Origin of the sequence: Bartonella sp. AP36NXGY, from assembly GCF_042195865.1 — a bacterium.
GTDB lineage: Bacteria > Pseudomonadota > Alphaproteobacteria > Rhizobiales > Rhizobiaceae > Bartonella.
This window is the reverse complement of sequence record NZ_JBHIPD010000009.1, coordinates 1-22,442: the sequence shown is the minus strand read 5'-3', so window position 1 is coordinate 22,442 and position 22,442 is coordinate 1. Positions and strand designations below refer to the sequence as shown.

The window sequence follows — 22,442 nt, the reverse complement described above, 5'->3', positions numbered from 1 at the left end:
AATTGTATTTTCCCCAATTACGCTGTATCTGCATTTCAGAAATACACCAGACAGATATTCATGATACATAGATGCCAACCAAATATAACAATGTAAAAAACACCTATGCAGAATGATTTAATTTAATTTTTTTCAAGAAAATCTTTTAGTGCCGCAAATGCCTCATCAGCTTTGTTCCCCTCAGGACCACCAGCCTGTGCCATATCAGAACGGCCACCTCCACCTTTACCACCAAGCATCGCTGAAAGAATACGAACGAGATCTACAGCATTTAACTTATCCGTTAAATCATCCGTAACGCCGACAACAGCACTCCCTTTTCCATCCTCCGAGACACTAATAAAAGCAACCACTCCAGATCCAATTTGTTTTTTCTCAGAATCGACGAGCGCCTTAAGATCCCGTGGTAAAATATTTTTAACAATGCGTCCAGTAAAAGAAAGCCCATTGATGATGGTAATATCACCTTGGCTCCTTTCTGTTACTCCACCACTCAACATCATTTTCTTGCGTACATCATTCAATTCTTTTTCAAGTTTACGACGATCATCAAGCAAAATTCGCACCCGTTCTTCCACACCAGCAGAAGAAGTTTTTAAAAGATCAGCGATTTCATGAATACGTTCATCTTGGCGGCTAAGATAAAGACGTGCTTCTTTGCCTGTTAAAGCTTCAATACGCCGCACTCCAGCTGAAACAGAACTTTCAGAAACAATATGAATTAAACCAATATCACCTGTTCGCTCCACATGTGTCCCTCCACAAAGCTCAATTGACCAACGCTTTTTTAATCTTTCCTGTTCAAGTGGCTCCCCCATAGAAACAACGCGAACTTCATCACCATATTTTTCACCAAACAATGCCATGGCTCCTTCAGAAATGGCCTCATCTACAGCCATGAGGCGCGTTATTACTTTACTATTTTGCAAAATAATCTCATTGGCTAAATCTTCTATTTTTTTCAACTCTTTTGGTGAAACGGATTTTGGATGGGAAAAATCAAAACGCAACCGATCTGGCGATACAAGAGAACCCTTTTGTGTAACATGGTCCCCCAATGTTTGGCGTAAAGCTTCGTGTAACAAATGAGTAGCAGAGTGATTCGCACGAATTTTCTTACGACGAACAATATCAACCGTTAATTCTACACAATCAGACCTCGATGCCTGACCAGATTTCACCTCCCCAATATGGATAAAAACACCATCACCCTTTCTTTGGGTATCATGCACCTTAAAAATAAAATTTTCACCAGAAATGATACCGCTATCACCAATTTGCCCACCAGATTCACCATAAAAAGGTGTCTGATTAACAACAAGCATAGCTTTCTGATCTGAAGAAATATGATCAACAATTTTACCATCACATACAAGAGCTGTAAGAATACCTTTCGCTGTCTCAGTTTCATAACCTAAAAACTCTGTGGCCCCCACTTGATCACGAACAGAAAACCAGATTTTCTCTGTTCCAGCTTCTCCAGAACCAGACCAATTGGCACGTGCCTCCTCTTTTTGGCGTTCCATCGCTTTATCAAAAGCACCAACGTCAACAGATATTCCGCGACGACGAAGAACATCTTGCGTCAAATCAAGCGGAAAACCATAGGTATCATAGAGCTTGAAAGCAACTTCACCATTCAAATAGTCCCCTTCTTTAAGATCGGTACTTGCTTCGTTCAACAAACCAAGTCCTCGTTCAAGCGTTTTACGAAAACGTATTTCTTCTAACCTTAAAGTTTCTGAAATCAAAGATTCAGCACGTGTCAACTCAGGATAAGCTTGTCCCATTTCGCGAATTAAAGCAGGTAAAAGTCGCCACATTAAGGGCTCTTTAGCACCAAGAAGATGCGCATGACGCATAGCACGACGCATAATACGACGTAAAACATATCCTCTTCCTTCATTAGAAGGAAGCACACCATCAGCAATCAAAAATGCAGATGAGCGAAGATGATCAGCAATGACACGATGGCTGGCAATAAAATCACCCTTTGCCTCAATCCCTGTAATTTCTTCTGATGCAGCAATTAATGCACGAAAAAGATCAATATCATAATTATCATGAACGCCCTGTAAAACAGCAGCAATACGCTCTAATCCCATACCGGTATCAATAGAAGGGTGAGGTAAGTTAACACGTTCTTCCTTGGAAACTTGCTCATACTGCATAAAAACAAGATTCCAAATCTCAATAAAGCGATCCCCATCTTCATTAGCACTTCCAGGAGGACCGCCCCATATTTCATCACCATGATCATAAAAAATCTCCGAACAAGGACCACAAGGGCCTGTTTCTCCCATCGACCAAAAATTATCAGCCGTCGCAATACGAACAATTTTTTCATCTGGAAGACCTGAAATTTTACGCCACAGTTCAGCAGCAACATCATCACTCTGATAAACTGTCACCAACAATTTATCTTTTGGCAGGCAAAATTCCTTTGTTAAAAGATTCCATGATAAAAAAATAGCTTCTTCTTTGAAATAATCACCGAAAGAAAAATTACCCAGCATTTCAAAAAATGTATGATGGCGCGCCGTATAACCAACATTATCAAGATCATTATGCTTTCCACCTGCACGAACACATTTTTGTGCCGTTGTTGCCTGCGTATAAGAAGGTTGTTCAAGTCCAGTAAAAACATTTTTAAACTGCACCATCCCTGCATTTGTAAACATAAGTGTAGGATCATTCCGCGGAACAAGCGGACTAGAAGAAAGAACTTTATGCCCATTACGATGAAAATAATCCAAAAATGTTGACCGAATATTATTAACACTATTCATGTTGACACCTGCTCAATACAGCACAAAACCATAAAAGAAAAATCCCCCCTCATTAAATCCTCTTCGCCACGCATGGAGTCAATTTAATCAAAAATGGAATATTTGTTTTAAAAAATTGAGAAAAAAATGACTGCGTATTTAAAAACTCAAACAAAAAAACAGAAAAATCTTAAAGAAAAAAAATTATAGACGACCCCCCCCATCAAATGGCTTCATCACTTTCTATATTTTCTGACCCTGCATTTTCTAACAATTCAATCGCAATCAAACCAGCATTTTGGCGCAAAGCTGCTTCAATCTCTGTAGCTATTTCCACATGTTCACGTAAAAACTGCTTTGCATTCTCACGCCCCTGCCCTAAACGCTGAGAATTATAAGAAAACCATGCACCAGATTTTTCAACAACACCAACCTTGACACCCAAATCAATCAATTCACCTACTTTGGAAATACCTTCACCATAAATAATATCAAACTCAACCTGTTTGAATGGAGGTGCCAATTTATTTTTCACCACTTTAACGCGCGTCTGATTACCAACGATTGAATCCCTATCTTTAATGGATCCAATGCGACGAATATCTAAACGAACAGAAGCATAAAACTTTAAAGCGTTTCCACCCGTTGTCGTTTCAGGAGAACCAAACATCACACCAATTTTCATGCGAATTTGATTAATAAAAACAACCATACAGTTAGAGCGAAAAATTGCTGCGGTTAATTTTCGTAACGCTTTACTCATTAACCGAGCTTGCAATCCGGGCAAAGCATCACCCATTTCACCGTCAATTTCTGCTCGCGGTGTTAAAGCTGCGACAGAATCCACAACAAGCACATCAACGGCACCAGAACGAACCAACGTTTCTGTAATTTCCAATGCCTGTTCACCGGTATCTGGCTGAGAAATGAACAAGTTTTCTAAATCAACACCAAGCTTACGCGCATAAATAGGATCAAGCGCATGCTCTGCATCAATAAAAGCACAAATCCCACCACCTTTCTGTGCCTCAGCAATAGCATGGAGAGCCAATGTTGTTTTCCCAGAACTTTCTGGTCCATAAATCTCAACAATACGCCCCTTCGGTAATCCACCAATCCCTAAAGCAATATCCAAGGATAACGACCCTGTTGGAATTGTTTCAATTTCAACAACCTGCTCTTTTTGCCCAAGACGCATAATCGAGCCTTTACCAAAAGAACGTTCAATTTGTGAGAGAGCAGCATCGAGAGCTTTTGTTTTATCCACGATTATATCCTTGACCGAATTCATAATAACCTAAAACTTTAGTGTATACTGTACTTTTAATTTAACTAAAGGCTTGAGTTTAGAGTTTCACAGACTATTTCCATTCCTATCTCCACATTATGTCCATAAACATTCATGACCATCACAATAAAGAATTGGCATTGCTTATCTTATGACACATAATAAACTCCAATAAAGTAATATCTCTATGGGAGCATAGTTAACATATTTATATCTCTCTAGAAAAGGAACAATTTAATTTTAAACACAATGTTCTACAACCCTTCTGCTTATCCCTTTGATTAAATACTTGAGAGACTAAGAATTCTCCCGCTATTGATCACACAAAAAACGCATCATCAATCAACCTCATACCCTATTGCATCGAAGAACAAAACGCTATTGTGTTGCATATTCATGCACTTGATTTAAGAAACATCTCTCAAAACTTCCAAGCTCATTTTGTGACAACACCTATGAATGTGGTATACTGCAAAACCCTTTAGGCACCACCATCTTTACTCTATAGAAGGAGCAAGCCGGCACCATCACACTATTTATCATCCTCCAATATTGCAACAGCTCTCGGCACTTGAGACAATTCATAGGAGGGATTTTTAGTCCTTTCTTGTACAGTTTTTATCACACGCTAATCCTGCTTGTAACATGCAAGCGAATAACTTGATTGCTTCAACAAATAACAGACTTGGGATGAGAGAAATTTACGGTATTTGAAACTTTCATTCAACTTACGAAACAGTTAATTATCATTATAAGTCAATATATTATTTAATAAAACCAAAAAAAATAAAGCAGCTTAAAAGTTGAATGATATATTTAAATTTGAAAAAATATGCACTTTTGAAGATATCAAAAAAATCTCTACAAGCAATGCAATAAATTGTTTAAAATATAAGCTAAATTTCTCATACAATAACATAAGAGATCAATAAAAAACGTATTTCAACTCAAATTTTATTTTGATCTTTACGTTTTTTGCGCAACTGTTGCCACCACTCAAGACGTTTCACAATTTCACGCTCAAAACCACGCTCAACTGGTTTATAATAACTCTGACGTCCAAGTTTTTCGGGAAAATATTCTTGTCCTGAAAAAGCATCTGGTTCATCATGGTCATAACAATAACCACTTCCATACCCTTCTTCCTTCATAAATTTCGTAGGAGCATTAAGAATATGCTTAGGAGGTGGTAAAGAGCCATTTTTGCGTGCACAACGCAGTGCTGCTTTATACGCAAGATATGCTGCATTTGACTTTGGCGCAGTTGCAACATAAAGACATGCTTGCGCCAAGGCCAACTCTCCTTCTGGTGATCCTAAATAATCATAGGCATCTTTTGCTGCATTACAAATGACAAGAGCTTGAGGATCCGCCAAACCAATATCTTCAACGGCCATACGAACCAATCTTCGCCCAATATAGAGAGGATCTTCACCAGCATCCAACATACGTGCCAAATAATAAAGCGCAGCATCAGGATCAGATCCACGAACGGATTTATGCAACGCTGAAATGAGATTATAATGCCCATCTCGTCCTTTATCATAAATAGGCGCACGACGCTGAATAACTTTTTGCAAAGCAACAACATCAAGAATCTCTCCCAATGGCGCAATAGACCAAACTTCCTCTGCCAATGTTAACGCAACCCGCGCATCACCATCAGACATCTCTATCAAAACGTCTCTGGCATCATTATCCAAGGGAAGAGTTTTTCCCTCCACTTCTTCAGCACGCCTCAAAAGCATGTCCAAACTTTCATGATCATGAGAAAGAAATGTTAAAACACGTGCACGCGAAAGAAGGGCAGCATTCAGTTCAAAAGAAGGATTTTCGGTTGTTGCACCTATAAGTACCACAGTACCCTCTTCCATCACAGAAAGAAAACTATCCTGCTGTGCACGATTAAACCGATGAATTTCATCAACAAAGAGAAGTGTTTTATCCCCAGATATAAAACGCCTCTGCGCAACTTCAAAAATCTTTTTAAGTTCAGAAACTCCTGTAAAAATAGCAGAAACCTGTTCAAACGCGAAATTTGTTTCAAGGGCTAACAAACGTGCAACGGTCGTTTTTCCCGTCCCTGGAGGTCCCCAAAAAATCATCGATCCAATTGAGCCTGTTGCCGCCATACGTGAAAGCAAACCATCCTCTCCAATCAAATGCTTTTGTCCCACAACATCATTGAGAGAACAAGGGCGCATTCTTTCTGCAAGTGGCTGATTTTTATTAACTTGAAAATCAAACGACGAAGTAAAAAAATCTTTCTTCAAAAAAAAACCTCAACGAATAAATTGGCGAATATACATACCATCACGTTCATATTCCAATTGCCACATATTTGAGCGACCTTGCATAAGAACCTTTTTCAACTGATGAACTGTTTGAATTTTATGGCCATTTACAACACGTAGAATATCTCCTGACTGAAAAATTCCAGCTGCATTGCTCATTTCCTCAAGATTGGTAATCACAACCCCTTTTGCAGATATAGGAAGATGAAAACGTCGACTATTTTGCGGTGTTAAATCTAACACCTCAGCACCAGCAAGAGGACTGTCACCCGTAATTTTTTCAGATTTTAAAAATGCAGTTTCTGATATTGATGAAACTGTTATTTGTGTTTTTAAAGTTTTTCCACTTCGTAAATATTCCAAGGCAAGACTATGCTCAACGTCAGCTGTCATCAAACGATAACCAAGACTATCTGGACTGTCAACGCGTACCCCCTGCACACTCAAAATAACATCACCTACTTTCAATCCAGCTTTTTCAGCAGGACTATCTTTGATAACTTCAATAATCAGAGCACCATAGGGACGTTCTAAACCTAAACCACCAGCAATATCAGCTGTAACATTTTGAAAAGAAGCCCCAATATAAGGCGGCACAAAATATTTTCCACCGCGTTTAACAGTATCAAGCATCACTTTTACAAGATTAACTGGAATAGCAAAACCAATCCCTACAGAACCACCGGAACGCGAATAGATAGCCGTATTAATTCCGATTAACTGACCTTTCATATCAATTAAAGCGCCACCAGAATTCCCTGGATTAATGGCTGCGTCTGTTTGAATAAAAAAGTCAAAATCAGAAATCCCAACACGTGTACGCGCTTGCGCTGAAACAATACCACTTGTAACTGTTTGACCAACACCAAAGGGATTACCAATAGCAAGAACAAGATCACCAACTTCAACAGTATCAGAATTTCCCAAAGAAAGAGCCGGAAATTGAGCATCTTTTTCCTTAACTTCAAGAATTGCAATATCAGTTGCTTCATCTTTGAGCACGACCTTACTCTCAAACTCCCGTCCATCAGAAAAAGCCACTTTAATTTCGCTTGCATCTTTAATGACGTGGTAATTTGTAACGATCAAACCACGTGCATCAACAATCACCCCTGATCCTAATGACGATTGCTTACGAACAGGAAATTTATTTTGAAAACGACCAAAAAATTGCTCAAAAAATGGATCGCCTTCAAAAGGTGATCGAGCTCTAATTTGTCGAGCTGCATAAATATTTACAACAGATGGAACTGTCTTTTTAACTAAAGGAGCAAATGAAAGGGTGATTTCTGTTTGTGTTTGAGGAACATGAGCATATACATGATCAAATGATATCTGCATCATAATTGCAAAAAAAATCCGCACCCAAAAAGAATACCTCATAATCCACTCCTTATAAAATCAGCACATTCTGTTGAAGATTAATAGAATAAAAAAACGTATCCCCGCAAATTAAGGACCTCTATTAATATTTCATAATAGAGAATAAAAACAACCTATTTGAACAATAAATATTATAAAAATAAGATAATTCAATATTCTATAATTTTCTCTCTGCACCTATTTCTCAACTAAAACAAACTTAAAAATGCTCACAAAAAAACCGCCCAAGACAAGGCGGCCTTTAAAAATCCAACAGAATAAAAAACTCTACGAAGATGTTCCCTTTTCATTCTCAGAAGCTTCCATGCGAGCACGATCCCCAGCACCCTTCGCTTCAACATCACGATCAACAAATTCTATAACAGCCATGGGCGCATTATCACCGGTACGAAACCCCGCTTTCATAATACGCAAATACCCACCGTTGCGTGATGCATAACGTGGCGCAAGCGTATCAAATAATTTTGCAACCTTTCCTGCATCACGAAGTGCTGCAATAGCTTGCCGACGCGCATGCAAACCACCACGCTTACCAAGAGTAACGAGTTTTTCAACAATAGGACGAATTTCCTTAGCCTTTGGTAGTGTTGTCACAATCTGCTCATGCTCGATCAACGAAGTTGCCATATTTGCAAACATCGCTTTACGGTGACTGGCAGTACGGTTCAACTTGCGTCCTGACTTACTATGGCGCATAAGCCCTCTCCTTAAATTCTAATTTTAATATTGATCTTCATAACGTTTTGCAAGATCATCAATGTTTTCAGGCGGCCACGCAGGAATCTCCATCCCAAGATGTAAACCCATACACGCCAAAACTTCTTTAATCTCATTCAACGACTTGCGACCAAAGTTCGGTGTCCGAAGCATTTCAGATTCTGTTTTCTGAATCAGATCACCAATATAGACAATATTATCATTCTTAAGACAATTTGCCGAACGAACTGAAAGTTCTAATTCATCCACTTTTTTGAGAAGAGCAGGATTAAAAGAAAGCTCAGAATCAGCCTCTTCAACAGGCTCCTTCTGTGGCTCTTCAAAGTTAATAAATAACGATAATTGATCCTGAAGAATGCGTGCTGCAAAAGCAACAGCATCCTCACCATTAACAGCACCGTTTGTTTCAATCGTGAGCGTTAATTTATCATAATCGAGAACTTGACCTTCGCGTGTATTTTCTACTTTATAAGATACCTTACGGATAGGTGAATAAAGACTATCAATTGGAATAAGCCCTATACGTGCATCATCAACACAATTACGATCAGATGGAACATACCCCTTTCCTGTGTTGACAATAAATTCCATACGAATTTCAGCTTCTTCATCAAGAGTACAAATAACATGATCTGGATTTAGAATTTCCATATCCCCAACTGTACTGATATCTCCCGCTTTCACGACACCAGGCCCCTCTTTATAAACGACGACACGTTTAGGCCCTTCTTCTTCCATACGAAGCGCAATTTCTTTTATATTCAGAATAATATCCGTAACATCCTCACGCACACCTGGAATCGATGAAAATTCATGCAAGACACCGTCAATCTGCACAGCAGTAATAGCAGCACCACGAAGCGAAGATAACAAAACGCGACGAAGCGCATTTCCTAACGTTAAACCAAAACCACGCTCAAGAGGTTCAGCAATCACACTTATAATATTTGGATTATCATGTGCACATGATTCAACCTTATTGGGTTTAATAAGTTCCTGCCAGTTTTTCTGGATCATATTTTTATTCCCGTTCTTTAGTTCCGTTACCATTCAATCGTAACGACCAATGTGAACATCAGAGAAATCTCCGACAACAAAAAACAACACCCAATTAAACACGCCGCCTTTTCCGCGGACGACATCCATTATGAGGAATTGGTGTTACATCGCGAATAGAAGTAATGACAAAACCAACAGATTGCAATGCACGTAAAGCAGATTCACGCCCTGATCCAGGTCCACAAACTTCAACTTCCAAAGAACGCATACCATGCTCTTGCGCTTTTCTTGCACAATCCTCCGCAGCAACTTGAGCAGCAAAAGGTGTCGATTTACGCGCACCTTTAAACCCCTGAGCTCCCGCAGATGACCAAGCAATTGCATTACCCTGAGCATCAGTAATAGTAATCATTGTGTTATTAAATGTTGAATTAATATGCACAACACCCGATGAAATATTTTTACGTTCGCGACGACGAACACGTGTGGCTTCCTTGGCCATAATTTCCCTTTCAACGATCTCATCACTGCCGTAACATCAGCAGCTCCACCTTTTTTCCTTGTCAAAAAAATCAAACAAGAAAAAGAATATATAAAAAACCTTCCACAAAGGCCCTTATTTCTTCTTACCGGCGATTGCCTTAGCCGGACCTTTACGTGTACGGGCATTCGTATGTGTACGCTGTCCTCGGACAGGCAAAGACCGGCGATGACGCAATCCTCGATAACAACCAAGATCCATCAAACGCTTAACATTCATAGCAACCTCACGACGAAGATCACCTTCAACTTGATACCCCTGATCTATTGCCTCACGAATCTGCAGCACCTCAGCATCTGAAAGCTCATGCACACGACGCCCCAAAGGAATGCCAACTCTTTCAATAATTTCTTGAGCAAATTTTGGTCCAATCCCGTGGATATATTGAAGCGCAATAATTACACGCTTATTTGTCGGGATATTGACGCCAGCAATACGAGCCACGCCTACTCTCCTTAGTTATTTTGACAAATTGTTATAAAATACCTGATATACCTTACAGAAAAAAATAGACTCAGAAAAAAATTCTTCCGAATCCTATTATTTCACTAAAATAAATTAAATTCACTTCTGATAGATTTCATCTCAAAAGTCAACTCTTTTCATTTATTTCTAAAAAAAAATCTCATGAAAAAAAACCTCTAATCATACGTGTCACTTCAGAAACACCAATCATTCCATCAATAACCTTCAACATTCCCCTCTCTGAATAAAATTTTGATAAGGGAGCTGTTTTTTCACGATATTCTACTAATCTTTTTGCAAAAGCAACAGGATTGTCATCTAAACGAACCTGTCCACCAGTCGCTATTGTTTCCTCAACGCGCTTCTTCATACGTTCAATCAACACGTCTTCATCAACACACAATTCAATAACAGCATTAAGCCGCATATTTTTTGAATCCAGTATCTGTTGCAACGCTTCTGCTTGCCCCACAGTTCGCGGATATCCATCCAAAACAAAACCGTTTACACAATCAGCTTCATCAATCCGATCTGATACGATTTGATTAACAATACTATCAGGTACCAAAGCACCAGAACTTATAATAGCTTTAGCTTTTTTACCAATCTCCGTTTCTTTGGCAATCACCTCACGCAACATATCCCCTGTTGATAAATGAGGAATGTTATATTCCTCAGTCAACATTTTTGCTTGCGTACCTTTTCCCGCTCCAGGAGGACCTAAAAGAATAACTCTCATCGATTCCTTCTACCTCCACGAAGTTTTGATTTTTTTATCAACCCTTCATATTGGTGGGCAACAAGATGCCCCTGAATTTGAGCAACCGTATCAAGTGTAACAGTAACAACAATCAACAAGGATGTTCCCCCAAGATAAAAAGGAACCTGTAATGCAGATATCATAAATTCAGGTAACAAACAAACCAAGATAATATAAATAGCGCCCACAACAGTAATACGCGTCAAAACGTAATCAATATATTCAGCTGTACGCTCACCTGGACGAATCCCTGGAATAAAACCAGAATGTTTTTTCAACTGATCTGCAGTATCACTTGGATTAAACACAATAGCTGTATAAAAAAAGCAAAAAAACGCCATTAAAAATGCATAAACAATCATATAAAGTGGCTGTCCATGACCAAGAGCATAAGAAATCTCCTGAACCCATTGTGGCATTTTATCAGAAAAATTATTAATAGTGGCAGGTAATAATAATAAAGATGAAGCAAAAATAGGTGGAATAACACCAGCAGTATTCAACTTTAAAGGAAGATGCGACATATCTCCTTGAAACATTTGATTACCGACCTGACGTTTCGGGTATTGGATAAGAATTCGCCGTTGCGCACGCTCTATAAAAACAATAAGCCCAATAACCAAAACAGCAATAAGAACGATTCCTATTAAAAGAAAAGTTGATAAATCAGCCTGACTATGAGCTGTCAAAAGCTGAGCAAAAGTAGAAGGAAAGTTGGCTACAATCCCTGTAAAAATGATAAGAGAAACCCCATTACCAATACCACGTGACGTAATTTGCTCGCCAAGCCACATAAGAAACATCGTTCCGCCAACAAGCGTAATAACAGAAGAAATACGAAACATAAGACCTGGTTCTAAAACAATTTGAAGCCCCGACCCTATACCGCTTTCAAGCGCAACCGCAATACCAAAAGCTTGTAGAATTGCCAATACGACTGTTACATAACGCGTATATTGATTGATAATCTTACGACCTAAATCCCCTTCTTTTTTAAGAGTTTCCAAAGAAGGAATAATAGATGTTAACAATTGCACAATAATAGATGCCGATATATAAGGCATGATACCCAGCGCAAAAATAGCCATACGCCCAACGGCACCTCCAGCAAACATATTAAAGAGTCCTAATACACCCGACGCGTGATGTTCAAATGTTTGCCGCAAAGCATCGATATTGATACCTGGAAGAGAGATGTAAGTGCCAAAACGATATACAAGAAGCGCCAACAGAGTAAACCAGATGCGTTTCTTTAATTCAGTTGCACGCGAAAAGGTGCCGAAATTTATATTGGAAGCAAATTGCTCTGCTGCTGATGCCATAAAACGTCTCCACTTTACACTCCAGTTCTTCAAATCACAGAAGTATAATCCTAAAATTCATATATGCATACACAAACAAATGCAGAACTTAAACAATTCTCCACAAAAGATCCCACAAAACAGATATTATTCTTCTTTAGGTCTCTATTCATATCAAAAAATTATCGAGCAATATCAGGAAGAATAACCTGGCCACCCACTTTTTCAATCTTAACACGAGCAGCTTGTGAAGCACCAGAAACATGAAAGGTAATCTTAGCCTTCAAATCACCATCAGAAAGAAGACGAACCCCATCTTTTTCACGACGAATAATACCAGCCTCTTTCAAAGAAACCATATCAACAGGCTTTTCAATATTCAACTTACCTGCATCAACTGCCAACTGAATACGTCCCAGTGAAACTTCATTGTAGGTTTTAGCAAAGAAATTCCTAAATCCACGTTTTGGCAAACGACGATAGATAGGCATTTGCCCACCTTCAAAACCATTAAGGGAAACACCAGAACGTGACTTTTGCCCTTTTACACCACGTCCACCAGTCTTACCCGTACCGGAACCAATACCACGCCCAACACGCTTACGATTTTTTGTTGCGCCTTCGCAATCACGCAGTTCATTGAGTTTCATATCTAATACTCCCGCAACCCTTAACCTTCATCTATAACGCGAACAAGATGCCGAACCCGAGCAATCATACCCCGCACACAAAGTGTATCATCTAAAACGCGCCGACGACGCATTTTATTTAGTCCAAGCCCCTTTAAGGTTGCACGCTGAATCTGTGAGTTTCGAATAGGGCTTCCAATTTGTTCCACCGTCACAGTTTTACCACTCTGAGATTTTTTCTGAACCATTTCCTAATTCCTTTTCTGATAATCTCAGAAACTACCCTTCTAGGTCGACTAAATGGCGACGACGCGCCTGCAAAGTCGAATACTTTATACCACGTTGAGCAGCAATATCTCTAGGATGCATTTGATGTTTCAATGCATCAAATGTTGCACGAACCATGTTATAAGGATTCGACGACCCTAGTGATTTTGCAACGACATCCTGCATACCAAGAGCTTCAAAAATAGCACGCATCGGTCCCCCAGCAATAATACCAGTACCAGCAGAAGCCGAACGTAGCAAAACACGCCCAGCTCCGTGACGACCTTCAAGATCATGATGCAATGTACGCCCAGACCGAAGCGGAACATAAATCATCCCACGTTTTGCAGATTCCGTTGCTTTACGAACGGCTTCTGGAACTTCACGGGCTTTACCATGTCCAAAACCCACACGGCCTTTTTGATCTCCAACGACAACAAGAGCAGCAAAACCAAAACGCCGACCACCCTTTACAACTTTAGCAACACGATTGATATGAACGAGCCTATCGACAAATTCATTATCGCGTTCTTCTCTCTCACCACGTTCTTTTTGTGCCATTCCTCATTCCTTTTTCTTTTCCGGAAGCACGATAACAAAGTCCCTCATCAAACTGGAAGAACTTAAACGAAATACTCTAAACTCTCCTTACTCATTCATAAATAAGAAATTTTAGAAACTCAAACCACCTTCACGAGCAGCTTCAGCTAAAGCCTTGACGCGACCATGGTACACATACGCTCCACGATCAAAAACCACCTCATTAACACCCGCTTTCTTCGCACGCTCAGCAATTAACTTACCAACAGCAAAGGCCGCCTTTTTATCAGCACCACTCTTTAACGATTTTTTCAAATCACTTTCAAGGGTAGAGGCTGAAACAAGTGTACATCCCCGCAAATCATCGATAACTTGAGCATAAATGTTCTGATTTGAACGATAAACACTAAGCCGAGGACGATCATGAGAAACCATTTTAATTCTACGACGAACGCGCCTTGCACGACGTTGGATAATGTCCTTAGATGAAACCATAATACAAAATCCTTATTTCTTTTTACCTTCTTTACGGAAGATACGTTCATCTGCATGCTTAACACCTTTACCTTTATAAGGCTCAGGCTTACGATACTCACGAATCTCCGCTGCAACTTGTCCAACTTGCTGTTTATCAATTCCAGAAACAACAATTTCCGTTGGCTTAGGAACAGTCACAGTAACACCCGACGGAACTTTATAAACCACATCATGCGAAAAGCCCAGAGATAGTTGAACATCTTTACCCTGCAAAGCAGCACGATAACCAACCCCATTAATCTCCAACCTCTTTTCAAAACCATCTTTCACACCACAAAAAATGTTCTCAATCATTGAGCGCGACATACCCCATTTAGAACGCGCATCTTTTGACTGATCCCGCGGCATAACTGATATGATATTCTCCTCAAGTTTGACTAAGACTTCATCATTGACGACGTAACTCAGCTCACCTTTTGGACCTTTTGCCTTAACCAGCTGTCCTTCAACAGTAGCAGTAACTCCAGAAGGAATTGAAATGGGTTTCTTTCCAATACGAGACATTGTTCTAACCTACTTTTTCTTCCGTTTTCTTGACATAACTTAGAAAACACGACAAAGGAGTTCTCCACCAACATTCTGTTCACGCGCCTCATGATCTGCCATGACGCCTTTAGGAGTCGATAAAATCGAAATACCAAGGCCATTTGCCACCTGAGGAAGTGACTTAGCAGAAACATACACACGACGCCCTGGCTTTGATACACGTGAAATCTCACGAATAGCAGCCAGCCCTTCAAAATACTTCAATTCGATTTCAATTTCAGCTTTCCCATCACCTAAATCAATTCGATTATATCCGCGAATATAACCTTCCGACTGAAGAACATCAAGAACGTGCGCACGAAGCTTCGAAGCTGGAGTAACTACTTTACCTTTTTTACGACCAAGTGCATTACGAATACGTGTTAGCATATCACCAAGAGGATCTGACATAGACATTAAATAATCTCCTCTTACCAACTAGACTTTACAATACCAGGAATATAGCCAATAGAGCCAAGCTCACGCAACGCAATTCGCGACATTTTTAATTTACGATAATAAGCCCTCGGACGACCTGAAACCTCACAGCGATTACGAATACGAACTTTCGAAGAATTACGCGGCAACTCTGCCAACTGAACAGAAGCTTTAAAACGTTCTTCAAGAGAAACCTTCTGATCCATAACTATTGCTTTCAAACGTGCACGACGGGCAGCATAGCGCTTTACCATCACCTCACGACGCTTATTTTTTTCAACGGCACTTACTTTGGCCATAATTTCACCTCACTACGTTTGCCGTTACGAACGAAAAGGAAAATTAAAAGCACGCAATAACTCACGAGCTTCATCATCCGTTTTTGCTGTCGTACAAACGATAATATCCATACCCCAAATTTGATCAACTTTATCATAGTTGATTTCTGGAAACACAATGTGTTCTTTAATACCCATAGCAAAATTGCCACGACCATCAAAACTCTTTGGATTTAAACCACGAAAGTCACGAACCCGCGGAAGAGCAATCGTCACAAGACGATCTAAAAACTCAAACATACGATCTTTACGCAATGTAACTTTAGCCCCAAGAGGCATTCCTTCACGAACCTTAAAGGTCGCAATAGAATTACGCGCACGCGTAACAACAGCCTTCTGACCCGTTATTAGCCCTAAATCCTCAGCGGCAAGGGAAGGTTTCTTCGAATCAGCAGTTGCTTCACCTATCCCCATATTTATTACAACTTTATCAATCCGCGGAATTTGCATCACATTTCTGTAATTAAACTTCTCTTGAAGCACTTTACGAATCACTTCAAAATAATGCGCTTTCATACGCGGTATTTGTCTTTCCTCAGCCATTAATCAACTCTCCCGAACGCTTGGCAAAACGAACTTTATTACCATCTGCATTCATACGAAAGCCTACACGTGTAGGCTTACCATCTTTAGGATCAGCAATCGCCAAATTAGACAGATGAATCGGAGCTTCTTTAGAAATAATTCCAGCTTCTTGCTTCTGCGTTTGACGTTGATGACGTTTAATCATATTAATCCCACGAACAAAAGCCTTATTCTCTTTTGGACTAACCTTAATTACTTCACCACTACATCCTTTATCCTTACCGGACAAAACAACAACTTTATCACCTTTTCGAATCTTTTGCATAACATTTACTCCTTACAGAACTTCAGGAGCAAGCGAGATGATCTTCATATGATTCCTACCACGCAATTCACGGGGAACAGGTCCAAAGATACGAGTACCGATCGGCTCTTTTTTATTATCTACTAAAACCGCAGCATTACTATCAAAACGAATGACACTACCATCTGCGCGACGAATATCCTTAGCAGTACGAACCACAACAGCTTTCATAACATCACCTTTTTTAACACGGCCACGAGGAATTGCATCCTTAACCGAAACAACAATAATGTCACCGACCGAAGCATATTTCCGCTTTGAACCGCCTAACACTTTGATGCACATGACACGACGCGCTCCAGAATTATCAGCAACGTCAAGGTTTGTTTGCATCTGAATCATGACTGGCCACCTTCTCTTAACACATATACCCGATTGTATCTTTTACACACTCGGATTTGCCTGCCAAATAACGATAAAGTTATCGCCTTCAAATTTATCAATGATAACCACACTGTTAAATTCTAAAACAATAAGCTTAACTCATTACGCTACATTGTCTTTTACAACAATCCAACATTTATCTTTCGAAATTGGTCTAGATTCTTGAATAGAAACTTGATCCCCAATCTTGAATTGGTTGTTTTCGTCATGCGCTTTATAATTTTTAGACTGCCGAACAGTCTTCTTAAGAAGCGGATGAGAATAACGGCGTTCAACTTTGACAACAACAGTCTTATCACTTTTGTCGCTAATAACAACACCCTGCAAAACGCGTTTAGGCATCTCTTATTTCCTTAAACCTTACTTTCACTTATCTTTTGACGAAGAAAAGTTTTAATACGCGCAATATCACGACGAACTTGTCTAACGCGCGCAGTCTTTTCTAATTGACCTGTTGCTTTTTGAAAACGCAAATTAAATTGCTCTTTCTTTAACTTAGCCAATTCATCTTTCATTTGGTCGAGCGTTTGCGCCCGTAATTCTGTGGCTCTCATCGCTTAACCTCATTATTCAGCAATACGCTGGATGAAACGCGTTTTTATAGGCAACTTTGCAGCACCCAATCTTAGTGCTTCACGTGCAACATCCTCCGGAACTCCATCAAGCTCAAACATGACGCGCCCAGGAGCAACACGTGCAGCCCAATAATCAACACTTCCCTTACCTTTACCCATACGAACTTCAGTCGGTTTAGATGTAACCGGAAGATCTGGAAAAATGCGAATCCACACACGACCAGAACGCTTCATATAACGTGTAATCGCACGACGCGCCGCTTCAATTTGACGAGCAGTAACCCGCTCCGGCTCAACAGCCTTCAAACCGTAGGCACCGAAATTCAAATCCGTACCACCCTTCGCAAAACCGTGAATACGGCCTTTGAACTGTTTACGGAACTTTGTGCGCTTTGGCTGCAACATTGTTCTCTACTCCAAATTTTAGTTCAATCTCAAAAACTAAGCATTTTCGCGGCGACGATTCAATGAAGAACCAGATTGATCAGCTTCCGTAGCACGACGTTCTGAAGCCATCGGATCATGCTCAAGAATCTCACCCTTAAAGACCCAAACCTTAATACCACAAATACCATAAGCGGTCTTAGCTTCTGCTGTACCGTAATCAACATCAGAACGCAAGGTATGAAGTGGAACACGACCTTCACGATACCATTCCATACGAGCAATTTCAGCACCACCAAGACGGCCAGAACAATTGATACGAATACCTTCCGCACCAAGACGCATAGCAGACTGAACAGCACGCTTCATTGCACGACGAAAAGCAACACGACGCTCTAACTGTTGAGCAATTGATTGCGCAATAATTGTCGCATCAATCTCCGGTTTACGAATCTCCACAATATTCAATGAAGTTTCAGCATCCGTCATTTCTGAGAGCTTACGACGAAGCTTTTCGATATCAGCACCCTTTTTACCAATAATCAAACCAGGACGTGCAGAATGAATTGTAATACGACACTTTTTATGAGGACGCTCAATAACAACCTTAGAAATAGCCGCCTGTTTAAGTTCCTCAAGCACATATGAACGAATTTTCAAATCTTCATGAAGAAGGCGCCCATATTCACCACTATCAGCATACCAACGAGAGTCCCAAGTCCGATTAACACCAAGACGAAGTCCTATTGGATTGATCTTCTGCCCCATTACGCGGCCTCCACTTTTTCGGTAACTTCACGAACAATAACAGTAAGATGCGAAAATGGACGTTCAATTCTACTAGCACGCCCTCGACCACGAACATGAAAGCGCTTCATCACTATCGACTTACCAACATAAGCTTCCGCCACAACAAGCGAATCAATATCAAGATCGTGGTTATTTTCTGCATTTGCAATTGCTGATTCAAGCGTTTTTTTCACAGTAGCAGCAATTCGCTTGCGTGAAAACATCAAATCAGCGAGCGCTACATTAACTCTTTTACCACGAATCATTGCAGCAACTAAATTAAGCTTCTGCGGACTAACACGAATTGTCCGCGTGACAGCTCTTGCTTCATTATCTTTAAGCTGGCGCGAAACTTTAGCTTTTCCCATTCCTACTTCCTCTTCGCTTTCTTATCGGCACCATGACCATAATAAGTCCGGGTAGGAGCGAACTCACCAAACTTATGCCCAACCATCTCTTCAGAAACAGAAACAGGAATATGCTTATTACCGTTGTAAACACCAAAAGTTAAACCAACAAATTGCGGTAAAATAGTAGAGCGACGACTCCATATTTTTATAACTTCGTTGCGCCCACTTGCACGTACCTTCTCTGCTTTACCAAGAAGATAGCCGTCAACAAACGGACCTTTCCACACTGAACGAACCACCTCAGACTACCTTTCTCATTTCTTGCGTTGATGACGCGTACGCATAATAAATTTATCAGTGGCTTTATTGGAGCGCGTACGCTTACCTTTCGTAGGTTTACCCCAGGGAGAAACTGGATGGCGCCCCCCCGATGTACGACCTTCACCACCACCGTGTGGATGATCAACGGGGTTCATAGCAACACCACGAACATGTGGACGTTTACCACGCCAACGTGACCGCCCCGCCTTACCATCATTAATATTCCCATGATCAGGATTTGAAACAGCGCCAACAGTTGCAAAACAGCTACTCGGAACCAAACGCTGCTCACCAGAATTTAAACGAAGAATAGCCATACCATGATCTCGTCCAACCAACTGCGCATAAGCACCTGCTGAACGTGCAATCTGTCCGCCTTTCCCTGGCTTCATCTCAACATTATGAATAATTGTACCTACAGGCATATTAGCAAGAGGCATAGCATTACCTGGTTTAACATCCACATTTAAACCAGCCATAACAGAATCACCAACACCAAGACGCTGTGGTGCAAGAATATAACTCAATTGCCCATCCTCATAGCGGATTAAAGCAATAAAAGCGGTACGATTAGGATCGTATTCTAAACGCTCAACCTTTGCTGAAACATCACGTTTAAGACGCTTAAAGTCGACAAACCGATAACTACGTTTATGTCCACCACCCTGAAAACGAGCAGTAACACGACCGCGATTATTACGTCCACCCTTTGAAGACAAACCTTCAGTTAACATCTTTACAGGTTTTCCCTTATAAAGACAAGAACGTTCCACAATAACAAGCTGACGCTGCCCAGGTGTCGTTGGATTAAACTGCTTAAGTGCCATTATTCCTATCTCCGAGCCTCTTAAAGACCTGTCGAAACGTCGATAGTCTGACCACTGGCCAGAGTTACGATCGCTTTTTTGACATCACTCTGCCGACCAACTATACCTTTGAAACGCTTCACTTTACCCTTACGGACTATCGTGTTAACTGCTTTAACTTTTACGCTAAAAAGCGCTTCAATAGCAGCCTTAATCTCAGGCTTCGTCGCTTTCGGCGCGACATTAAAAGCAACTTGATTATATTCAGAAATCATAGTCGCCTTTTCAGTAATAACTGGACTAATAATTATATCATAATGGCGAAGATCTGTCATTTAAAACGCTCCTCAAGAGCCTCAACAGCTGCTTTTGATAAAACAAGTTTGCTGCGACGCAAAATATCATAAACATTAATTCCCTGAATAGGCAAAATGTCAATATTAGGGATATTAGAGGCTGCACGAAAAAAGTTAATATCAATCTCTTTACCACCAATCAAGAGAGCGTTATTAAATCCAAGCTTAGAAAAATGAGAAACAAGCATTTTCGTTTTAGCATCCTTAACAGTCAACTCATCCACAATAATTAAATCTTTTGCTTTTAATTTTGCAGATAAAGCAAGACGTAACCCAAGAGCACGAATCTTTTTAGGAAGATCATGCGCATGGCTACGAACCACCGGTCCATGTGCCTTACCCCCACCCCTAAACTGCGGTGCACGTGCAGATGAATGTCGAGCACGCCCAGTTCCTTTCTGTTTAAACATTTTTGCCCCTGTTCGCGACACATCAGAACGACCTTGGGATTGATGACTTCCCTGCTGACGACGTGCAAGCTGCCAACGAACAACACGTTGCAAAATATCCTCACGCGGAACAAGATCAAAAATAGCTTCAGAAACCTTTAATTTGCCAGCTTCATTACCATCAAGAGTTTTAATTACAAGATCCATTATTAGGCTCCCTCAACCTCAGAGGTTTCCGTCACCGGAGTAACCATTTCCGCTTTCTCCTTCACAAGACGGCGAATACCAGCAGGCTTTGGAGCATTATCAGGAAGACGCTTCTTCACAGCATCCCGTATCAAAATCCAAGAACCTTTAGAACCAGAAACAGCACCACGCACTAAAATTAAACCACGCTCACTATCAGTGGAAATAACTTCAATATTCTGTGTTGTTACACGCACTTGCCCCATATGGCCAGCCATTTTTTTACCTTTAAAAACTTTACCAGGATCTTGGCACTGCCCTGTAGAACCATGAGCACGATGTGTAATCGAATTACCATGAGAAGCACGATGTCCACCAAAGTTATGTCGTTTCATAACACCAGCAAACCCCTTACCAATACTGGTACCAGTCACATCAACTCTTTGTCCTGGAACAAAATGTTCCACTGTAATCTCAGTACCAACATCAAGAAGATTGTCGGGACTCACACGAAACTCTGCTATTTTGGCTTTAGGCTCAACAGAAGCCTTAGCAAAATGTCCACGAAGAGCTTGTGAAGTATTCTTAACCTTAGCAAAGCCTACACCTAATTGAACAGCAGTATAACCATTCTTTTCAACTGTACGCTGAGCAACGACTTGACAATTCTCCAAACGAAGTACCGTCACCGGCACATGCTCACCAGCATCATTATAAATACGGGTCATGCCCAGCTTCTGTGCTATTACACCTGAACGCATCGGGTCTGTTCCTTCTGTCCTCAAACCTCAGAGCTTAATTTCTACATCCACACCAGCAGAAAGATCGAGCTTCATAAGCGCATCCACTGTTTGCGGCGTTGGATCAACAATGTCAAGAAGACGCTTATGTGTTCGCATCTCAAACTGCTCACGACTTTTCTTATCGATATGCGGTCCACGATTGACCGTAAACTTCTCAATCCGCGTCGGAAGCGGAATGGGACCACGGACATTTGCACCGGTACGTTTAGCAGTCGATACGATCTCACGCGTCGACGTATCAAGAATTCTATGATCAAACGCTTTCAAGCGAATGCGAATATTCTGACTGTTCATGCTCTTTATTTCCCTGTTATACAAAGTGCCTTCAATAATCAAAGCACTCAACAAGCATTATTTATTCAATGATCTTAGAGACGATACCGGCACCAACAGTACGACCACCTTCACGAATAGCAAAAC

Annotated in this window: 31 protein-coding genes and 1 pseudogene; all 32 read right to left on the bottom strand. The window is 40.6% G+C overall.

Annotation, left to right across the window (positions count from 1 at the left end; all coding sequences use genetic code 11):
* Positions 1–122 precede the first annotated feature (122 nt).
* Positions 123–2,789, bottom strand: a complete 2,667-nt coding sequence (alaS, locus tag ACFINX_RS05255; RefSeq protein ID WP_375668429.1) for an alanine--tRNA ligase — start codon at positions 2,787–2,789, stop codon at positions 123–125.
* Positions 2,790–2,991: 202 nt separating this feature from the next.
* Positions 2,992–4,035 (bottom strand): recombinase RecA, encoded by a 1,044-nt coding sequence (gene recA / locus ACFINX_RS05250; protein ID WP_273791424.1) that lies wholly within the window; start codon positions 4,033–4,035, stop codon positions 2,992–2,994.
* A gap of 968 nt (positions 4,036–5,003) precedes the next feature.
* Entirely contained in the window at positions 5,004–6,329 is a 1,326-nt protein-coding gene (locus tag ACFINX_RS05245; protein ID WP_375613137.1) for a replication-associated recombination protein A, read from the bottom strand.
* 9 nt (positions 6,330–6,338) lie between these two features.
* A complete protein-coding gene (locus ACFINX_RS05240) occupies positions 6,339–7,733 on the bottom strand; it encodes a DegQ family serine endoprotease (RefSeq protein ID WP_375613138.1) in 1,395 nt (464 codons plus the stop codon).
* Between the two features lie 267 nt (positions 7,734–8,000).
* Positions 8,001–8,429 (bottom strand): 50S ribosomal protein L17, encoded by a 429-nt coding sequence (rplQ, locus tag ACFINX_RS05235; RefSeq protein ID WP_273791421.1) that lies wholly within the window; start codon positions 8,427–8,429, stop codon positions 8,001–8,003.
* Between the two features lie 24 nt (positions 8,430–8,453).
* Positions 8,454–9,467, bottom strand: coding sequence for a DNA-directed RNA polymerase subunit alpha (locus ACFINX_RS05230; RefSeq protein WP_375611485.1), 1,014 nt, complete (start codon positions 9,465–9,467; stop codon positions 8,454–8,456).
* A 94-nt stretch (positions 9,468–9,561) separates the two neighbouring features.
* Positions 9,562–9,951, bottom strand: a complete 390-nt coding sequence (rpsK, locus tag ACFINX_RS05225) for a 30S ribosomal protein S11 (RefSeq protein WP_007347762.1) — start codon at positions 9,949–9,951, stop codon at positions 9,562–9,564.
* Between the two features lie 114 nt (positions 9,952–10,065).
* Complete coding sequence (gene rpsM, locus ACFINX_RS05220) at positions 10,066–10,434, bottom strand: 30S ribosomal protein S13 (protein ID WP_026500557.1); 369 nt, start codon at positions 10,432–10,434, stop codon at positions 10,066–10,068.
* Positions 10,435–10,615: 181 nt separating this feature from the next.
* Positions 10,616–11,194, bottom strand: a complete 579-nt coding sequence (locus tag ACFINX_RS05215) for an adenylate kinase (RefSeq protein ID WP_375611484.1) — start codon at positions 11,192–11,194, stop codon at positions 10,616–10,618.
* Positions 11,191–12,537, bottom strand: coding sequence for a preprotein translocase subunit SecY (gene secY / locus ACFINX_RS05210; RefSeq protein ID WP_375611483.1), 1,347 nt, complete (start codon positions 12,535–12,537; stop codon positions 11,191–11,193). The genes ACFINX_RS05215 and secY overlap by 4 nt, the downstream gene beginning before the upstream one ends.
* Before the next feature lie 161 nt (positions 12,538–12,698).
* Positions 12,699–13,166 carry a 50S ribosomal protein L15 gene (gene rplO / locus ACFINX_RS05205; protein ID WP_375613141.1) on the bottom strand — a complete coding sequence of 156 codons (468 nt, stop codon included), beginning with the start codon at positions 13,164–13,166 and terminating at the stop codon, positions 12,699–12,701.
* Between the two features lie 20 nt (positions 13,167–13,186).
* Complete coding sequence (gene rpmD / locus ACFINX_RS05200) at positions 13,187–13,393, bottom strand: 50S ribosomal protein L30 (protein WP_375611481.1); 207 nt, start codon at positions 13,391–13,393, stop codon at positions 13,187–13,189.
* 31 nt (positions 13,394–13,424) lie between these two features.
* Positions 13,425–13,973 (bottom strand): 30S ribosomal protein S5, encoded by a 549-nt coding sequence (gene rpsE, locus ACFINX_RS05195; RefSeq protein WP_015856574.1) that lies wholly within the window; start codon positions 13,971–13,973, stop codon positions 13,425–13,427.
* Between the two features lie 111 nt (positions 13,974–14,084).
* Complete coding sequence (rplR, locus tag ACFINX_RS05190) at positions 14,085–14,447, bottom strand: 50S ribosomal protein L18 (RefSeq protein WP_375611480.1); 363 nt, start codon at positions 14,445–14,447, stop codon at positions 14,085–14,087.
* Between the two features lie 12 nt (positions 14,448–14,459).
* Positions 14,460–14,993: a 50S ribosomal protein L6 gene (gene rplF, locus ACFINX_RS05185; RefSeq protein ID WP_375621436.1), complete on the bottom strand. Its 534-nt coding sequence runs from the start codon at positions 14,991–14,993 to the stop codon at positions 14,460–14,462.
* 39 nt (positions 14,994–15,032) lie between these two features.
* On the bottom strand, positions 15,033–15,431 hold the full coding sequence (gene rpsH, locus ACFINX_RS05180; RefSeq protein WP_375613142.1) for a 30S ribosomal protein S8: 399 nt from the start codon (positions 15,429–15,431) through the stop codon (positions 15,033–15,035).
* A 14-nt stretch (positions 15,432–15,445) separates the two neighbouring features.
* Positions 15,446–15,751: a 30S ribosomal protein S14 gene (gene rpsN / locus ACFINX_RS05175; RefSeq protein ID WP_273791412.1), complete on the bottom strand. Its 306-nt coding sequence runs from the start codon at positions 15,749–15,751 to the stop codon at positions 15,446–15,448.
* 24 nt (positions 15,752–15,775) lie between these two features.
* Positions 15,776–16,333 carry a 50S ribosomal protein L5 gene (rplE, locus tag ACFINX_RS05170; protein ID WP_375613143.1) on the bottom strand — a complete coding sequence of 186 codons (558 nt, stop codon included), beginning with the start codon at positions 16,331–16,333 and terminating at the stop codon, positions 15,776–15,778.
* Positions 16,326–16,640: a 50S ribosomal protein L24 gene (gene rplX, locus ACFINX_RS05165; protein WP_015856579.1), complete on the bottom strand. Its 315-nt coding sequence runs from the start codon at positions 16,638–16,640 to the stop codon at positions 16,326–16,328. The genes rplE and rplX overlap by 8 nt, the downstream gene beginning before the upstream one ends.
* Positions 16,641–16,652: 12 nt before the next feature.
* Entirely contained in the window at positions 16,653–17,021 is a 369-nt protein-coding gene (gene rplN, locus ACFINX_RS05160) for a 50S ribosomal protein L14 (RefSeq protein ID WP_004855715.1), read from the bottom strand.
* A gap of 144 nt (positions 17,022–17,165) precedes the next feature.
* The gene (gene rpsQ, locus ACFINX_RS05155) at positions 17,166–17,405 is read right to left on the bottom strand and encodes a 30S ribosomal protein S17 (protein WP_012231991.1); all 240 of its coding nucleotides are present in this window, start codon (positions 17,403–17,405) and stop codon (positions 17,166–17,168) included.
* 11 nt (positions 17,406–17,416) lie between these two features.
* A complete protein-coding gene (gene rpmC / locus ACFINX_RS05150; RefSeq protein ID WP_375606714.1) occupies positions 17,417–17,617 on the bottom strand; it encodes a 50S ribosomal protein L29 in 201 nt (66 codons plus the stop codon).
* A gap of 12 nt (positions 17,618–17,629) precedes the next feature.
* A complete protein-coding gene (gene rplP, locus ACFINX_RS05145) occupies positions 17,630–18,043 on the bottom strand; it encodes a 50S ribosomal protein L16 (RefSeq protein ID WP_375611475.1) in 414 nt (137 codons plus the stop codon).
* A gap of 36 nt (positions 18,044–18,079) precedes the next feature.
* The gene (rpsC, locus tag ACFINX_RS05140; protein WP_375668428.1) at positions 18,080–18,790 is read right to left on the bottom strand and encodes a 30S ribosomal protein S3; all 711 of its coding nucleotides are present in this window, start codon (positions 18,788–18,790) and stop codon (positions 18,080–18,082) included.
* On the bottom strand, positions 18,790–19,179 hold the full coding sequence (rplV, locus tag ACFINX_RS05135; RefSeq protein WP_273791407.1) for a 50S ribosomal protein L22: 390 nt from the start codon (positions 19,177–19,179) through the stop codon (positions 18,790–18,792). The genes rpsC and rplV overlap by 1 nt, the downstream gene beginning before the upstream one ends.
* 2 nt (positions 19,180–19,181) lie before the next feature.
* Complete coding sequence (rpsS, locus tag ACFINX_RS05130; RefSeq protein WP_004855734.1) at positions 19,182–19,460, bottom strand: 30S ribosomal protein S19; 279 nt, start codon at positions 19,458–19,460, stop codon at positions 19,182–19,184.
* A 15-nt stretch (positions 19,461–19,475) separates the two neighbouring features.
* A complete protein-coding gene (gene rplB / locus ACFINX_RS05125) occupies positions 19,476–20,309 on the bottom strand; it encodes a 50S ribosomal protein L2 (RefSeq protein ID WP_375611474.1) in 834 nt (277 codons plus the stop codon).
* 20 nt (positions 20,310–20,329) lie between these two features.
* A complete protein-coding gene (locus ACFINX_RS05120; RefSeq protein ID WP_273723987.1) occupies positions 20,330–20,623 on the bottom strand; it encodes a 50S ribosomal protein L23 in 294 nt (97 codons plus the stop codon).
* Complete coding sequence (rplD, locus tag ACFINX_RS05115; RefSeq protein WP_273791405.1) at positions 20,620–21,240, bottom strand: 50S ribosomal protein L4; 621 nt, start codon at positions 21,238–21,240, stop codon at positions 20,620–20,622. Before rplD ends, ACFINX_RS05120 begins: the two co-directional genes overlap by 4 nt.
* Before the next feature lie 2 nt (positions 21,241–21,242).
* The gene (gene rplC, locus ACFINX_RS05110; protein ID WP_273791404.1) at positions 21,243–21,980 is read right to left on the bottom strand and encodes a 50S ribosomal protein L3; all 738 of its coding nucleotides are present in this window, start codon (positions 21,978–21,980) and stop codon (positions 21,243–21,245) included.
* Between the two features lie 27 nt (positions 21,981–22,007).
* Complete coding sequence (gene rpsJ, locus ACFINX_RS05105) at positions 22,008–22,316, bottom strand: 30S ribosomal protein S10 (protein ID WP_005773267.1); 309 nt, start codon at positions 22,314–22,316, stop codon at positions 22,008–22,010.
* Between the two features lie 61 nt (positions 22,317–22,377).
* A pseudogene (locus ACFINX_RS05100) lies at positions 22,378–22,442 on the bottom strand (elongation factor Tu); the annotation flags it as partial.

What these genes read in the sequence shown, in the direction of transcription:
- rpsK (WP_007347762.1), bottom strand. Translation starts at nt 9,951, where the DNA reads ATGGCCAAGGAAGCCACACGTGTTCGTCGTCGCGAACGTAAAAATATT.
- ACFINX_RS05230 (WP_375611485.1), bottom strand. Translation starts at nt 9,467, where the DNA reads ATGATCCAGAAAAACTGGCAGGAACTTATTAAACCCAATAAGGTTGAA.
- rpmD (WP_375611481.1), bottom strand. Translation starts at nt 13,393, where the DNA reads ATGGTTCAGAAAAAATCTCAGAGTGGTAAAACTGTGACGGTGGAACAA.
- secY (WP_375611483.1), bottom strand. Translation starts at nt 12,537, where the DNA reads ATGGCATCAGCAGCAGAGCAATTTGCTTCCAATATAAATTTCGGCACC.
- rpsH (WP_375613142.1), bottom strand. Translation starts at nt 15,431, where the DNA reads ATGTCTATGTCAGATCCTCTTGGTGATATGCTAACACGTATTCGTAAT.
- rplO (WP_375613141.1), bottom strand. Translation starts at nt 13,166, where the DNA reads ATGAAACTCAATGAACTGCGTGATTGCGAAGGCGCAACAAAAAATCGT.
- rplP (WP_375611475.1), bottom strand. Translation starts at nt 18,043, where the DNA reads ATGTTGCAGCCAAAGCGCACAAAGTTCCGTAAACAGTTCAAAGGCCGT.
- rpsJ (WP_005773267.1), bottom strand. Translation starts at nt 22,316, where the DNA reads ATGAACAGTCAGAATATTCGCATTCGCTTGAAAGCGTTTGATCATAGA.
- rpsE (WP_015856574.1), bottom strand. Translation starts at nt 13,973, where the DNA reads ATGGCACAAAAAGAACGTGGTGAGAGAGAAGAACGCGATAATGAATTT.
- rplE (WP_375613143.1), bottom strand. Translation starts at nt 16,333, where the DNA reads ATGGCTGAGGAAAGACAAATACCGCGTATGAAAGCGCATTATTTTGAA.
- rplN (WP_004855715.1), bottom strand. Translation starts at nt 17,021, where the DNA reads ATGATTCAGATGCAAACAAACCTTGACGTTGCTGATAATTCTGGAGCG.
- rplQ (WP_273791421.1), bottom strand. Translation starts at nt 8,429, where the DNA reads ATGCGCCATAGTAAGTCAGGACGCAAGTTGAACCGTACTGCCAGTCAC.
- rplC (WP_273791404.1), bottom strand. Translation starts at nt 21,980, where the DNA reads ATGCGTTCAGGTGTAATAGCACAGAAGCTGGGCATGACCCGTATTTAT.
- rpsN (WP_273791412.1), bottom strand. Translation starts at nt 15,751, where the DNA reads ATGGCCAAAGTAAGTGCCGTTGAAAAAAATAAGCGTCGTGAGGTGATG.
- rpsC (WP_375668428.1), bottom strand. Translation starts at nt 18,790, where the DNA reads ATGGGGCAGAAGATCAATCCAATAGGACTTCGTCTTGGTGTTAATCGG.
- alaS (WP_375668429.1), bottom strand. Translation starts at nt 2,789, where the DNA reads ATGAATAGTGTTAATAATATTCGGTCAACATTTTTGGATTATTTTCAT.
- rpmC (WP_375606714.1), bottom strand. Translation starts at nt 17,617, where the DNA reads ATGAGAGCCACAGAATTACGGGCGCAAACGCTCGACCAAATGAAAGAT.
- ACFINX_RS05240 (WP_375613138.1), bottom strand. Translation starts at nt 7,733, where the DNA reads ATGAGGTATTCTTTTTGGGTGCGGATTTTTTTTGCAATTATGATGCAG.
- rpsQ (WP_012231991.1), bottom strand. Translation starts at nt 17,405, where the DNA reads ATGCCTAAACGCGTTTTGCAGGGTGTTGTTATTAGCGACAAAAGTGAT.
- rplF (WP_375621436.1), bottom strand. Translation starts at nt 14,993, where the DNA reads ATGTCTCGTATTGGAAAGAAACCCATTTCAATTCCTTCTGGAGTTACT.
- ACFINX_RS05215 (WP_375611484.1), bottom strand. Translation starts at nt 11,194, where the DNA reads ATGAGAGTTATTCTTTTAGGTCCTCCTGGAGCGGGAAAAGGTACGCAA.
- rplD (WP_273791405.1), bottom strand. Translation starts at nt 21,240, where the DNA reads ATGGATCTTGTAATTAAAACTCTTGATGGTAATGAAGCTGGCAAATTA.
- rplB (WP_375611474.1), bottom strand. Translation starts at nt 20,309, where the DNA reads ATGGCACTTAAGCAGTTTAATCCAACGACACCTGGGCAGCGTCAGCTT.
- rplR (WP_375611480.1), bottom strand. Translation starts at nt 14,447, where the DNA reads ATGGTTTCATCTAAGGACATTATCCAACGTCGTGCAAGGCGCGTTCGT.
- rplX (WP_015856579.1), bottom strand. Translation starts at nt 16,640, where the DNA reads ATGCAAAAGATTCGAAAAGGTGATAAAGTTGTTGTTTTGTCCGGTAAG.
- ACFINX_RS05120 (WP_273723987.1), bottom strand. Translation starts at nt 20,623, where the DNA reads ATGACAGATCTTCGCCATTATGATATAATTATTAGTCCAGTTATTACT.
- rplV (WP_273791407.1), bottom strand. Translation starts at nt 19,179, where the DNA reads ATGGGAAAAGCTAAAGTTTCGCGCCAGCTTAAAGATAATGAAGCAAGA.